At 52.0% G+C, this 13,046-nt stretch carries 8 protein-coding genes; 5 read left to right on the forward strand and 3 right to left on the reverse strand.

The annotated features are described in order from the left end of the window. Window positions 1-16: 16 nt before the first annotated feature. The gene (locus tag KIS77_03015) at window positions 17-1,870 is read left to right on the forward strand and encodes an arginine--tRNA ligase (protein MCW5921287.1); all 1,854 of its coding nucleotides are present in this window, start codon (window positions 17-19) and stop codon (window positions 1,868-1,870) included. Between the two features lie 85 nt (window positions 1,871-1,955). Here the strand turns inward: KIS77_03015 and KIS77_03020 are convergent, their stop codons facing one another. Beyond that, window positions 1,956-2,429 carry a hypothetical protein gene (locus KIS77_03020; GenBank protein MCW5921288.1) on the reverse strand — a complete coding sequence of 158 codons (474 nt, stop codon included), beginning with the start codon at window positions 2,427-2,429 and terminating at the stop codon, window positions 1,956-1,958. A 177-nt stretch (window positions 2,430-2,606) separates the two neighbouring features. Between KIS77_03020 and KIS77_03025 the strand changes: the two genes are divergently transcribed. From KIS77_03025 to KIS77_03040, 4 genes are all read left to right on the forward strand, one after another. Beyond that, window positions 2,607-4,283, forward strand: a complete 1,677-nt coding sequence (locus KIS77_03025; GenBank protein ID MCW5921289.1) for a formate--tetrahydrofolate ligase — start codon at window positions 2,607-2,609, stop codon at window positions 4,281-4,283. A gap of 104 nt (window positions 4,284-4,387) precedes the next feature. Next, a complete protein-coding gene (locus KIS77_03030) occupies window positions 4,388-5,248 on the forward strand; it encodes a site-specific DNA-methyltransferase (protein ID MCW5921290.1) in 861 nt (286 codons plus the stop codon). Continuing rightward, window positions 5,226-7,634, forward strand: coding sequence for a glutamine--tRNA ligase/YqeY domain fusion protein (locus KIS77_03035; protein MCW5921291.1), 2,409 nt, complete (start codon window positions 5,226-5,228; stop codon window positions 7,632-7,634). The genes KIS77_03030 and KIS77_03035 overlap by 23 nt, the downstream gene beginning before the upstream one ends. A gap of 134 nt (window positions 7,635-7,768) precedes the next feature. Next, on the forward strand, window positions 7,769-9,625 hold the full coding sequence (locus KIS77_03040) for a T9SS type A sorting domain-containing protein (protein MCW5921292.1): 1,857 nt from the start codon (window positions 7,769-7,771) through the stop codon (window positions 9,623-9,625). A gap of 71 nt (window positions 9,626-9,696) precedes the next feature. Here the strand turns inward: KIS77_03040 and lpxB are convergent, their stop codons facing one another. Next, a complete protein-coding gene (gene lpxB / locus KIS77_03045; protein ID MCW5921293.1) occupies window positions 9,697-10,821 on the reverse strand; it encodes a lipid-A-disaccharide synthase in 1,125 nt (374 codons plus the stop codon). 288 nt (window positions 10,822-11,109) lie between these two features. Next, entirely contained in the window at window positions 11,110-12,984 is a 1,875-nt protein-coding gene (locus KIS77_03050) for an Omp28-related outer membrane protein (protein ID MCW5921294.1), read from the reverse strand. Window positions 12,985-13,046: the final 62 nt, after the last annotated feature.

Here is a 13,046-nt window from a genome sequence, read left to right on the forward strand (position 1 = left end):
TTTTCATGCAAGCACCATGTCAAGCATAATTCATACCCTTCAAAACACCGTCGCTCAGGCCGTTGAAAAACTCTATGGCGAAGCCACCGAACCCTCAAAAGTGCAGGTGAACAACACCCCGCCCGATTTCACGGGCGATTATTCGGTCGTTGTTTTCCCTTTTGTGAAAATTGCCAAAAAAGCGCCCGACGCGACGGCGGTCGAGATTGGCGAGTATTTGCAAAAAAATGTAGCGGAGGTAAAATCCTTCAACGTCGTCAAAGGCTTTTTGAACCTCGAAATCAGCGACACTTACTGGCAGCAATTCCTGCAATCCATTTCCGCGAACGCCGACTTTGGCCGCCAACCGCGCAACGGACGCAAGGTGATGGTCGAGTTCTCCTCTCCCAACACGAACAAGCCCCTGCATCTCGGCCACATTCGCAACATCCTGCTCGGCTGGTCCTGTTCGCGGATATTGGAAGCCGTTGGTTATGAGGTCATTAAAACCCAAATCGTCAACGACCGTGGCGTGGCAATCTGCAAAAGTATGCTCTCTTGGCAAAAATGGGGAGCCGGTAAAACACCCGAAAACACAGGCATCAAACCTGACCATTTCGTAGGCGATTGGTACGTCCTTTTCGAGCAAAAAACCAAAGCCGAGTACGACGCATGGCAACAAACCGAAGAGGCAAAACGCATTTTTGAAACAAAGAAAAAGCCCAACCAAGGAGAAAAAGAATTTTTCAAGGAATACAAAAACAAGTGGTTCAACGACCACTCCACGCTTGGGGCAGAAGTGCGCGAGATGCTCCTAAAATGGGAAGCCCACGCTCCCGACACCCTCGCGCTTTGGAAAAAAATGAATGGCTGGGTGTATGAGGGTTTTGAACAGACCTACAACGACTTGGGCGTCTCGTTCGACAAGCTCTATTACGAGAGCGACACTTATCTCCTCGGCAAAGACATCGTGGAAGAGGGCCTGTCGAAAGGCGTTTTTTTCAAAAAAGACGACGGCTCGGTGTGGGTTGACCTGACCGATGCCGGCCACGACCAAAAACTCGTCCTGCGCTCCGACGGCACCTCTGTCTATATCACGCAAGACCTCGGCACGGCGCAAATGCGCCACGCGGAACTGGGCTGCGAACGCTACGTCTATGTCGTGGCCGATGAGCAGAATTACCATTTCCAAGTCTTGTTCGAGATTCTAAAACGCCTTGGCGAGCCTTACGCCGAAGGGCTGCACCACCTTTCCTACGGCCTCGTGGAGCTGCCGACAGGCCGCATGAAAACCCGCGAAGGCACGGTGGTGGATGCCGACGACCTCATCGCCGAGGTCATACGCTTGGCCAACGAGCAGGCTTCGGAGCGTGGCGAGATAGAGGGCGTTTCGCCAGCAGAGCGGCAGGAAAACCTGCGCCGCGTGGGCATGGGGGCGCTCAAATTTTTCATCGTGAAAGTCCATCCGCACAAAAAGATGATATTCAACCCCGAAGAGTCGGTGGATTTGCAAGGACAGACGGGGCCTTACATCCAGTACAGTTACGTCCGCATCAACGGCCTCATGCAACGGGTTGAAAAAGAGAAAGTTGACTTGTCGAAGACTAGCGCCTACGGCGATATTCAGCCGCAGGAAAAGGAACTGCTTGTGGCTCTGCACGACTACCCGAACGTGGTGCTGAAAGCCGCCGAAGGGTACGACCCCTCGCTCGTCGCCAACTTCTGCTACGACTTGGCGAAGAAATACCACCGCTTTTGGCACGACCTTTCGATTTTCAATGCTGACACGGCAGAGGCAAAGGCGTTTCGCCTGACCTTGAGCCGTTCGGTGGGGCAAGTGTTGAAATCAGGAATGGGCTTGCTGGGGGTGGAGATGCCGGAGCGGATGTAAAAGAAACTCCTCGCAAAAGCGCAAAGACGCGTATTTTTTTGGGAACATCTGCCAAGGGGGGCTTCTCCACGCTTCCGCGAAAAAATCAAAAGAAAAACCGCGCCCCGATACCTCCACCCATATCGAAATTGGTGTCCGGTACGAGGTCGAGCCGTGGCGTGAGTTGAATAAAAATATCGAAGCGGTCAATCTCCACGTTCAGGCCAAAATTGCCGCTCAAGCCCACCACCGTTTCGTCGTCCTTATCCCGGCGGTTGCGCTCGCGCACACCCACATAGCCTCCCGGCCCGTAGTAAAAGTTGAATTTAGGGCTGGTGCTCAGCGGTTTGAAAAACAAACCATGCACGTTCACGAAAAAAAAATTGCGGTCGCGGTCACTGAAATCCCAAGCGAAAAGAAAGTCGAGTCGCATCGGCTTGGTGCCGCGAAAGTGAAGATTAAGCCCGGTGGGGTCGCCAGCCTGAAAGCCAACCCCGACGTTTTGCGCGTGCAGGGTGTTGAAAGACGCTAAAAGAATGAAACCACAAAAAAGCGGAAAAAGGAGGTTGTATTTTTTCATAATTGCCGGAATTTGCGCCGCAAAAGTAAACGCTGTTTGCTTGAGTGCCATTGTTGAACAACATTTCGGGAAGCGGATTCAAACGAATGTGTCTCCCACTCCAATCCACTCTGCTTTTTTGCCAAATAAATCTATCACACCACAATACAGTGCCTGCGGCACTGCCTCCGTTCCGCCATGTACTCAGATATCGAGATTGCTCAAAAAGCAACTTTGCAGAAAATCACACAGCTCGCAGAAGAAAAATTGGGAATCCCTGAAACAGCCCTCGAACCTTATGGTCGCTACAAAGCAAAAATTTCCCTCGATTATCTCGCCGCTCTTCCTCCGCGCCCCGACAGCAAATTGATTCTTATTTCAGCCATCAACCCAACGCCTGCCGGCGAGGGCAAGACACTCACCTGCATTGGTTTGGGCGACGCGCTCAACCGCATTGGCAAACAAACCGTCATCTGCCTGCGCGAGCCAAGCCTCGGCCCCGTATTCGGCATGAAAGGCGGCGCGGCAGGCGGTGGCTATTCACAGGTGGTGCCGATGGAGGATATTAATCTTCATTTCACGGGCGATTTCAACGCCATCGCACTGGCCAACAACCTGCTCGCGGCCTTGATAGACAATCACATCCACCACGGCAACGCGCTCGGCATTGACGTGCGCCGCATCACATGGAAAAGGGTGATGGACATGAACGACCGCGCCCTGCGCCGCATGGTGGTGAGTCTCGGCGGCACGGGCAACGGCTTTCCACGCGAAGACGGTTTCGACATCGTGGTGGCATCCGAAGTCATGGCTATTTTTTGCCTGGCCACTTCGTTGCAGGATTTGAAGGAACGCCTCGGCAACATCGTCGTGGCTTACACCCGCGACCAACAACCAGTGCGGGCACGCGACCTGAACGCGCACGGCGCCATGGCAGTCTTGCTCAAAGACGCGCTGCAACCGAACCTGGTGCAAACCCTCGAACACACGCCCGCTTTGCTGCACGGCGGCCCATTCGCCAACATCGCGCATGGCTGCAACTCCGTGCTGGCCACCAAAAACGCCCTCAAACTCGCCGACTATGTGGTGACGGAAGCTGGCTTTGGCGCTGATTTGGGCGCCGAAAAATTCATAGACATCAAGTGCCGAAAAAGCGGCCTGCGCCCGCACGCGGTCGTGATTGTCGCCACTGTTCGGGCGCTCAAATATCACGGTGGCGCCGATGCCGAGAACCTCAACCGGGAAGACTTCGTCGCGTTGGGCAAAGGCTTCGCCAACCTCGAACGCCATCTCTCCAACATCCAAGACCACTTCGGCCTTCCGTGCGTGGTGGCAATAAATCACTTTTTGCACGATACGGAGGCAGAAATCAATTTGCTGCTGGAACGCTTGGCAGCGCGAAACACCCCCGCCGTGTTGGGCCGACATTGGGCGGAGGGAGGCAAAGGAGCGGAAGAACTGGCTCGCCGCGTGGTGGAAACCGTCGAAAACACCCCCAGCGATTTCCGCTTTCTCTATCCCGACGAAATGCCCCTTTGGGAAAAAATGAAAACCATCGCCACAAAACTCTACGGCGCCTCCGACATTATCGCAGACCCGGATGTGTTGTCGAAAATCAAAAAAATAGAAGCGCAGGGCTACAAAAATTTGCCCATCTGTGTCGCCAAAACCCAGTACTCATTTTCCACCGACCCGAAACTGCGGGGCGCCCCAAGCGGCCATGTGGTCAAAATCCGCGAAGTGCGGCTGGCCGCAGGCGCCGAGTTTGTCGTGATGATTTGTGGCGACATCATGACCATGCCGGGGCTGCCGAAGGTGCCTTCGTCCGAGAAAATTGACATTGACGAGCATGGGAAGGTGATGGGGTTGTTTTGAGGAAGCGCTTGGCTTTCACGCAAAATCCGAAGCCTATCGAAAGTAAACACAATAAAAAGTTTTAAAGGCCAGACAATTTCAAGAGTTTTGCGAAAAAGTTTGAAATGCAAATCAACACAAGATTGATACTCGGAGACTCGGCCAAGGAGTTGAAAAAACTAAACGATAACTCCGTAGACCTGATTTTCACTTCTCCTCCCTATGCCGACCAACGCAAATCCACTTATGGCGGCATCACCCCAGAAGAGTACGTCAATTGGTTTTTGCCGATTGGAGAAGAGCTGCTGCGCGTGTTGAAACCCGACGGCACTTTCATCCTGAACATCAAAGAAAAAGTGTCAGAGGGCGAGCGAAGCACTTATGTTTTGGAGTTGATTTTAGAGATGCGCAAACAAGGTTGGCTCTGGACAGAAGAATTCATCTGGCATAAAAAAAACAGTTACCCCGGAAAATGGTCGAATCGCTTTCGCGACAGTTGGGAAAGACTCTTGCAATTCAACAAAAACCGGAAGTTCAATATGTATCAGGACGAAGTGCGTGTTCCGGTCGGCGATTGGGCAAAAGGGCGTCTGCGCAATTTGAGCGCGACCGACCAACGTCGCGACAACGCCAAAAACGGCAGCGGATTTGGCAAAAACGTCTCCAATTGGGTCGGCAGGGAGTTGGTATATCCCACCAACGTGCTCCATCTCGCCACCGAATGCAGCAACAAGAATCACAGCGCAGCCTTCCCAAGGGAACTGCCCGAATGGTTTATCAAACTTTTCACGAAAGAAGGCGACACGGTGCTTGACCCCTTTGCCGGCTCTGGCACGACCCTCGAAGTGGCACAGCAAATGCGCCGGCATAGTATCGGCATCGAAATCGTTCCCGAATACTTCCAAATGATGCAGCGACAAATCGAACCCGTCAATCTTTATCTCTTTGAACCTGAATCGGTATATGAATCCACTCCATCTAAGTGACGTAGTTGAGTACGTTGAAAAGAACATTCCTGTTTTCCACGAAAAAAGGCTCGACAGTCTTATCAGTTTAAAACTTACCGATGTTCTGAAAAGAAAAAACCCATACCTATTTAGGGCAAAAAATGTCGCTACCGCCGAACAGATAGTCCGCAACATCGTGGATGCCCATTTGTCATCACACGAAGAAACCATCTTTGGCGACTGGCTGGAGGGCCTTGCCATTTTCGTCAATCAAAAAGTGTATGACGGGCGAAAATCCGGCATCCCGGGGATTGATTTGGAAGTTGACAAAGACAATGTTCGATACATCGTTTCTATCAAGTCTGGCCCAAATTGGGGAAACAGCCGCCAATTGGAAAAACTGAAACAAGATTTCAAAAACGCGAAAAAGACACTTCGAACAAGCAATTCAAACCTGAACGTAGTGGCGGTCAATGGCTGCTGCTATGGACGTGACAACAAGCCTGACAAGGGCGATTATTTCAAATACTGCGGACAAAGATTCTGGGAGTTCATCTCTGGTGATAAAAGACTTTACCTCGACATTATCGAACCCATAGGCAACAAAGCGAAAGAAAGGAACGAGGCTTTTGATACTGCCTATGCCGCAAAAATCAACACTTTTACCAGAGAATTTTTATCAGAATTTTGCACTTCCACGGGCCAGATTGATTGGGAAAAAATTGTGCGGGTAAACGCTGCCGAAGACTTGGCTGAATTGCCTACGCCCGAAAATTTCTTGGAGGAAATAGTCGTCGAATACTTGAAGACAGATAAAAAGAAAAAGAAAAAAAACATCCTCACCCGCTTCCCCCCCGAACCCAACGGCTACCTGCACATCGGCCATGCCACGAGCATCTGCCTCAATTTCAACCTCGCGCTGAAATACGGCGGCAAAACCAACCTTCGCTTCGACGACACAAACCCCGTCACCGAAGACACCGAGTATGTGGACAGCATCATCGCCGACGTGCGCTGGCTGGGCTTCCAGCCCGCCAATATCTTCTACGCCTCCGACTATTTTCAACAACTCTACGAGTGGGCTAAAGTCTTGATTCGGAAAGGAAAAGCCTACGTCGATTTTTCCACTGCCGAAGAAATCGCTGCGCTGAAAGGCACACCGACCGAGCCGGGCAAAGACAGCCCTTATCGCAACACTTCGCCCGAAGAAAACCTCGCCTTGTTTGAAAAAATGAAATCGGGCGAATTCCCTGACGGCCATTGCGTGCTCCGCGCCAAAATTGACATGGCCTCGCCCAACATGATTATGCGCGACCCACTGCTCTACCGCATCAAACACGCGCACCACCACCGCACGGGCAACGACTGGTGCATCTACCCGATGTACGACTGGGCGCACGGCCAAAGCGACAGCATCGAGCATATCACGCACAGTATCTGCACCTTGGAATTCGTGCCGCACCGCGAACTCTATGACTGGTGCATCGAACAACTCGGCATTTTCCCCTCCAAACAATACGAATTCGCACGCCGCAATCTTTCCTACGCCGTCACGAGCAAACGCAAACTCAAGCAACTCGTGGAGGAAGGTCATGTGCGGGGTTGGGACGACCCGCGTATGCCCACCATTTCGGGCTTCCGCCGGCGCGGCTACACACCCGAGAGCATCCGCGAATTTTGCGACCGCATCGGCGTGGGCAAACGCGAGATGGTGGCCGATATGTCGCTGCTCGAATTTTGCATCCGCGAGCACCTGAACAAAATCGCGCTGCGTCGCTTCGCCGTACTCGCTCCGCTCAAAGTAGTGATTACCAACTACCCGGAAGGCCAAGTGGAGCATCTCGAGACAGAAAACAACCCCGAAGACCCGGACGCGGGCGGTCGGCCTATCGCCTTTTCCAGAGAAATTTTCATCGAACACGACGACTTCATGGAAAATCCGCCGCCCAAGTATTTCCGCCTCTCGCCCGGCGGCATGGTGCGGCTCAAATCGGCCTACATCATTCATTGCGACGAAGTATTGAAAGATGCGAACGGCAACATCACGGCCCTACATTGTTCCTACATCCCGGAAAGCCGCTCCGGCAACGACACCTCCGGCCTCAAAGTGAAGGGGGTGATTCACTGGCTTTCAGCGGCTACGGCCAAGACCGCCGAAGTGCGGCTCTACGACCGCCTTTTTCAAGTGGAAGACCCGGCAGCCGAAGAGGATTTCAAATCCACGCTCAACCCAAATTCACTGCAAATCATTGATAATGCGCTGATTGAGCCTGCGTTGGCAGAAGCGAAGGCAGGCGAAAAATTTCAGTTCACGCGATTGGGCTATTTCTGCGTTGACCCTGATTCGACGCCGGGAAAGCCTGTGTTCAACCGCACGGTTACGCTGAAAGACGCTTGGGCGAAGGAGATGAAGAAGGCCAACTGACGAACGAAGTCGTTGCGCAAAGGGAATCCATTATGCGCTATTTTTAGTCTAAACCGACTATTTCTACGCCGAAATGCCATAAGAGCTGCATCTTCGACTTGCTTTCTCTTTGGGGACACTAAACTTTCTACGATATGCTAAACCAATCAAAATTGCTTTTTTCTGCGGCTTTCTTAATGCTTTTTGCATTAACATCTCAAAGTCAAGCCCCCACTCCTTTCTGGAGTGAGGATTTTACCAATGGATTCCCTGCGGGTTGGACGACCACCGACGCATCTGGCCAAAACATTCTCTGGACATGGTGCCCAGACCCCTTGCTTGGGAACTCAAACGCTGGCTGCTCGCCCATTTTCAACGATGGCATCAATCTGCAAGAGCCTTTCAAAGCGACAACCAGCTCCACCGGATTCATGACTTTGGACTCGGACGAACCACTTGCGCTACCCCAAAATCACATATCTCGTCTCACTACTTCCGCTATTGACTGCTCGGGTAAAGACCAAGTATTCATCACCTTTCAGGCACATATCGGTGTTTATACGGTTTCTGCCGAATCTGGTGCCGTGCTGCGTGTCAGCTCGGATGGCACTAACTGGACCGAGTATGTTATTTTTCCCGGTCTGACCACAGGTGTGCGTTGGTCAAAAAACCCAGAAGAAATCGTCGTGGATATATCGTCTGTGGCTGCAGACAAGCCCACGGTTTATGTTCAGTGGCAGTGGACGGGCAACTGGGAGTATTTCTGGAATCTTGACGACGTGGAAATTTACGATGTGAACCCTACGGCGCGGTTCAATATTTCCATGACCAACTTTTTCTATCCTGCTTCCAGCTATGCTACACCTGCCTCGCAAATTGCGACCGACACATTTGGCTTCTTCGTCACCTTGTCGAACAAAGGATTGGAGCCAATGACCAATATCGTCGTAAAAGCGGCGGTGGAAAATACCCTGACCCAACAAGTTTTGTTTGAGGACAGTGTGGTGGTGGCTGTTCTTAATCCCGGCGTGGTTGATAGCGCCATCGATTTTTCAACCTTGTATGCGCCGGAGCTGCCGAAAGGGGAATATCTCATTCGATATGAGGTTTATGCAGATTCCATTGACTTGCGGCCTGACGACAATGTGGGCGGCAGCCCATTCATCGTGACTGATGAATACTTTGCAAAGGAGGACGAACCACAATCATATACTCGCACCGCTCAGGATATTGCTTGGAACGTTGGCAACTATTACCTCATGGGCAGTGGCACCAACGACAAATATCAAGCAACCAACGCCGTTTTTGCATTTTCGACCGACCCTGCTGAGTTGCTACTTACAGACGTAAAAGCTGCAGTTTACTTGTTCAAGGTAAACGACGACATAGCGCCTGATTTTTCCAATTTTGAAGTGAATTCTTTTCCCGGGAATAGTTTGGAATGGCTGGGTTTTGCCGATTACTCAGCGCCACCAACCATTACACCCGGACAACTTCAACAAGTGGAAATCATTGATTTTGAATCTGGTTTGCCGGGTGTTCCGCTGGAGACGGGGGGGCGTTACTTCCTCATGGTTGGCTATCCCGAAGAGGCTAAGCAGACCAACCATGCTTTCAACCGCAAAATCAAGTACTACAACACCATCAGCACGGTCATCTACACCAGCCAATGGTTTTTGGGTGGTTTTGGCGATGATTTTAGTGCTGTGGTGCGTATGTACATCAGCCTGCTCTCCACCACTGACGACAAGCCGCTGCCGGAGTCCGCGTTCAAAGTATTCCCCAACCCTGCAAGTGATATCCTCAATCTTGACCTCAATTTTGACCGGCCGACAGATGTCACCATCACAATTGCCGAATTGAGCGGTCGGGTTGTCAATATCGAAGACCGCCAAGGGGTCACAAACGAAATTCGGAAATTCAACCTCAACGGATTGGCGGCGGGCATTTACTTGGCGCGTATTGCTACAAAAGAAGGCTCGCGCACATTGAAGTTTATGGTGCAGAGATAAACCATCTCTACTCACGATTTTATTTTCAGGCGCGGGTCATCCCACTTTGATATGGGGTGGCCCGTGCCTGTTTAGCGGTTATTGGGCAAGATTTCGGTCTGCCTGTTCAAGTGCTTCAAAATCGCCTGCGCCGCTCTTTCCGAAGCCCCCCCCTGACCCAATCGCTCGCGCAATTCGGCATAGCCCGCCTGCAATTCCGCCGCTTTTTCAGGGTTCAAAATTTCGGCGAGACTGGTTTTTATATTCTCCCTATCCAATTCATCCTGAATCAGCTCTCGCACAAGCGGTCTGTCCATAATCAAATTGACCAGCGAGATATACTGGACATTGACCAATCTTTTTGCAATAAAAAAAGAAACCGGGCTTCCAGCGTAACACACCACCTCTGGCACGCCGAGCAGCGCCGCTTCCAGTGTGGAAGTGCCCGATTTCACCAACGCTGCTTTCGACTGCCGCAACAAGTTGTAGGTGTCTCCTTGCACGAGCCGCACGTTTGGATATTTTTCTAAAAAAGGTTGATAAAATTCAGCTTCCAATGATGAAGCGCCCGCGATGGCAAATTCGTGTTCGGGAAAGTCAACCGTGCTTTCCAACATTCGCGGCAAAATCCGCTGTACCTCTTGGCGGCGGCTGCCGGGAAGGAGGGTCACTAAGTTGTTCTTAGGGAGGGAGTGATTTGAAGTCACCCCTTCGCTATCTATTGCATCGAGCAAGGGATGACCGACGAACTCGACCTCGACACCGTATTTTTTGTAAAAATCAACCTCGAAAGGCAGGATGACCAGCATCTTGTCCACGTCGCGGCGAATATCGTGCACCCGCGAAGAGTGCCAAGCCCAGATTTGGGGGGAAATGTAGTAGATGACTTTTAGCCCCTGCTGTTTGGCCCATTTTGCGATGCGGAGATTGAAGCCGGGGTAATCTATCAGCACCAGTGCGTCGGGCTGTTCGGCAAGGATGTCTTTTTTGCAGAAATCAATATTGCGTAGGATGGTGCGCAGGTTTTTCGCCACTTCGAGAAAGCCCATGAAGGCAAGGTCGCGGTAGTGTTTGACCAGTTCGCCGCCAGCTGCCCGCATCAGGTCGCCTCCCCACACGCGGCATTGGACATCAGGTTTTTGCGCCTTCAAAGCCTTAATCAAATTGGAACCGTGCAAGTCGCCAGAGGCTTCGCCCGCGATGATGTAGAGTTTCATTTCTCCTCAATTTTTTGCCATCCTGTCGGAATCAGCCCATTCTGCAAGAACGCACCAATGGCGGACGTATTCCGACAAAGCGGCAACGGCAAAAGTATGCCTTGATTCGTCAAGATTTGTTAGATGTTCGTGATTGCTCTCCCTGATTTTGAATGAACCAAGACTTCATCCATGCTGAAAACTTGACAGCGCGAGGTGATTGACAAAACAAAAAAACAAAAGCGACGACCGCACAAAACGGTCGCCGCTGGTAAAATTTCGCAAGTACTGAGCGCGGGTCTTAAATCGTCATTTGACAATCATCCAAAGGGCGGTTGCCACTCCTTCCTTGCCTTGCAGCACCACGCGATAGCTCCCGGCAGGCAGATTGTTGGCATCGAGGCGCACGGTGTGCTCACCCGAAGGCAAGTCGCCCAGATGCTTTGTTTGCATCAAGGTGCCTTGAGCATTGAACACGGAAAGTTGGATGCTCTCGGGTTTTTCGAGACCAAAGAAAACCTGTGTAGCGTCGCGAGTGGGATTGGGACGGATGCTGAACGTGTTGAGCGCCAGCTCTTTGACGCTGACGAGTGCGGTCACGTTCACATTGTCAATATAAAGGTGGTTGCCATATCCGGTCTCGCCGACAAAACGAATCAACACTTGGTCGCTACCATTGAATTGGCTGATGTCAAAAGAGTTGTTCGCCCACTGGCTGGCAGTTGGGGTGAAGGCGCCCGTCTGGGGAGGCGCTGTGGACAAGCCGTCTTTGCCGTCGTGGAAAAGCGTCTGCCAAGTGGCACCGCAGTCGTTTGAAATCTGCACGCGCAAGCTGTCGAAAAATGTGCTGCTGTAGTATGCGTAAGCGTGGTCAAAAGTGAGTGTGGTCACGCCGTCTGCTTGGCTCAGGTCCAATTTGGGGGTTGTGAGCGTGGCAAGGCCTGTTGCATAGTCAAAGAAGTTGCAACGTGCCGAGCGAGTGCTGCTGGCACCACCGCCCGTAAACAATTTCCAGCCATGGGTGGCAGTGCCCACTGTGACACTTTCCGACGACCAACCAGCCGGAGGGAATGCCACCATTTGGAAACCTTGCTCAAACGGCGTGGAAGAAGGAGCGCCCAAGAGCGCCCTGATTTGGAGGGTAGAGACGGGGTTCACCATGTTCGTCTGGATGCCGTTGTTGGACGCAAGCGGCTCCACCGAGACGTTGACAAGGCCAGATTGAGTGATAGTCACTTCGGTAAGTGTGATGACCTCCGACTCGCCGGGGCCGAGGTCGCCCGTCCAAGAATAGTTGTTCCAAGCGCCGGTGCCCACACGCCAGCGCATCTCAGCCGAAGTGAGCGGCTCCGTGCTGGTGTTGGTCATGGTGAAAGAAGGCGAGACACCCGACTCGCAAGCGAAGCCGCTGGCGGAAGGAATCTTGATGCCCAAACCGGGGATGTCGCCTTTGGGGAAAGTGCGCTCGGACTGATACACTTCCTTGGTGGCATCATTTTGCAGCCATGCAGCCACGCACAGTTGGTTCAGGTCGTAGATGTTTCTCAAAGCCCAAGAGAACGAGTATTCTTTCACTTCTTCGGCCTCAAAGGCACCCGTTTCGGTGCCAGCCGAGTTGGGCAACATCTTGCGCATGATTTGGAAGAAATCTTTTTCTCCGTTGGAGCCGGGTGCTGTTTCAAAAAGAATCTCTTCTTCTAGCACCGCCACGCGCAGCCGCAGGTTGCCTGTCAACTCTTCATCGGATTTCACGGCGACCGTGATGTGGATAGTGTCGTAGGTAGCGTTGATTTCGTGGCTCAACTCAATCGTGACTGGTGTGAGGGTGTTGTATGCGGCCTGAATGGTGGCGGCATTGTAGGAGGTCATGGGAAATATCTCCAAGATGCCGTTTTGCCGTCCGTTGGGCACGCCTGTCACACCATAGTATTGTACGCGAGGCAACACTTCAGGTTGAGTTTGCTGGTTCATCGGGTCGAAACCGGGCCAGCTCGTCTGATATTTGATGGGCGTGAGATACTGCTCATTGGCTTTGACGGTGGCGTTAAAGGCAGGGTTTTGAGCGGCGCAAGGCCCACAAGAAGCGTTGGTGAATTCTTCAATGAGCACTCGGCGTTGATGTTGCGCGACGATAGGCAGTGCAAAAGCAAACGCAACGACGAAAAAAAGTAGTTTTTTCAACATAAGGCAGTAGTTTAAAATTTTGAAAAACGAGCAGCAAATGTAATTATAGGCTGTCGCCTGCA

The organism is Saprospiraceae bacterium (assembly GCA_026129545.1).
Lineage (GTDB): Bacteria > Bacteroidota > Bacteroidia > Chitinophagales > Saprospiraceae > M3007.

What these genes read in the sequence shown, in the direction of transcription:
- KIS77_03015 (MCW5921287.1), top strand. Translation starts at nt 17, where the DNA reads ATGTCAAGCATAATTCATACCCTTCAAAACACCGTCGCTCAGGCCGTT.
- KIS77_03020 (MCW5921288.1), bottom strand. Translation starts at nt 2,429, where the DNA reads ATGAAAAAATACAACCTCCTTTTTCCGCTTTTTTGTGGTTTCATTCTT.
- KIS77_03025 (MCW5921289.1), top strand. Translation starts at nt 2,607, where the DNA reads ATGTACTCAGATATCGAGATTGCTCAAAAAGCAACTTTGCAGAAAATC.
- KIS77_03030 (MCW5921290.1), top strand. Translation starts at nt 4,388, where the DNA reads ATGCAAATCAACACAAGATTGATACTCGGAGACTCGGCCAAGGAGTTG.
- KIS77_03035 (MCW5921291.1), top strand. Translation starts at nt 5,226, where the DNA reads ATGAATCCACTCCATCTAAGTGACGTAGTTGAGTACGTTGAAAAGAAC.
- KIS77_03040 (MCW5921292.1), top strand. Translation starts at nt 7,769, where the DNA reads ATGCTAAACCAATCAAAATTGCTTTTTTCTGCGGCTTTCTTAATGCTT.
- lpxB (MCW5921293.1), bottom strand. Translation starts at nt 10,821, where the DNA reads ATGAAACTCTACATCATCGCGGGCGAAGCCTCTGGCGACTTGCACGGT.
- KIS77_03050 (MCW5921294.1), bottom strand. Translation starts at nt 12,984, where the DNA reads ATGTTGAAAAAACTACTTTTTTTCGTCGTTGCGTTTGCTTTTGCACTG.